This is a genomic window from Hahella sp. HN01 (genome assembly GCF_018986435.1).
Lineage (GTDB): Bacteria > Pseudomonadota > Gammaproteobacteria > Pseudomonadales > Oleiphilaceae > Hahella.
Genome location: NZ_JAHMIN010000126.1, coordinates 1 through 1,227 on the forward strand (window position 1 = coordinate 1; position 1,227 = coordinate 1,227).

Consider the following 1,227-nt stretch of genomic DNA (forward strand, 5'->3'; position numbering starts at 1 on the left):
TCGATAACCCGGTTACGCGCGTCGTAGACGTAACGAGTGGTTTCATCGACCTTGACGCCATCCACCGTACGCTTACGGGTTTCCGACAGGACATTGCCGTTGTCGTCATAGGTGTAAATGGTGCGCTGCTCCAGCGCATTAACCTCGGTAAGCTTGTTCCCGTCCTTGTCATAGGTGTACTGGGTTTCATTCCCCAGGGCATCTTTGCTCTTCTCCACCAGGCCGTCACGGTTGATGGTATTTTCAGCGACATTCCCCAGTGGGTCCGTGACCGACAACATGTTGCCGATAGAGTCGTAGACGTTAGTAAAGGCGTCCCCGCTCGCATCGGTAATCGTGAGTTCCTGTCCCCGTTTGTTGTAGGTGAACGAAGCCGTATTGCCCAGTTCGTCCGTTTGCGTCAGTTGGTTATTGCGCTCATCAAATGTCGCGGAACTGACATAACCAAGCGGGTTTGTCTCACTTAACTGGTTGCCGTGATCATCATAGGCGTAGGACCAGGTATGGCCTTCCGCGTCGACCTTGGAGGTGACATTGCCGCGATCATCGTAATACAGGAAGGTCGTATTGCCGTTGCGATCCGTCACTACGGACTGGCGTCCTTCGATATCATGATCAAATTCAGTACGGTTGCCTTCGGAGTCTTCCTGCGCCATCAGACGACCTGCATCGTCATAGATGTTTTTGACTATCKTACGGCCCAGCGGATCAATGATATCCAGCAAACCGTGAGAGCGGTTGTAGGTATAGCTGGTCTGCGCCGCCATGGKGTCGGTGCTGGCTTCCAGATCACYGTTRAAGTCATAGGTATAAGTCAGCTCGTTTCCATTAGGATCGGTCATGCTGACAATGCGACCTTGGCTATCACGAGTAAAACGCACCGCCTTACCGCTGGAGTGGAAAATCCCATCGTTAGTGTAAGTCAGGGTGTGGCCATTGGGATCGACCACTTTTTCTATGCCAACGCCTTGCTTCAGGTAATATTTGTAGCCGGCCTGAGTGGTTAGCAGGTAGCGGCTGGGGTCCAGAGCGCGGGAAAATGTGTCATTCTCCACCAGCTTGCCATTCACATAGCGGCCAGACGCATCATCCAACGCTTCCAACGTGGACGCAGTATCGCCAACCGGCTTAAACGCCAGCTCAACATCTTCCATTGCCGTATAGGTATTGCAGCGAGGAGAAGCGGAGACTTCAAAGCGCTCGACATCGCCGTCCGGCAGCGTCACC

Annotated in this window: 1 pseudogene; it reads right to left on the minus strand. The window is 53.3% G+C overall.

From position 1 onward, the window contains the following. Positions 1–1,227, minus strand: a pseudogene (locus tag KP814_RS32580) (type IV secretion protein Rhs); the annotation flags it as partial.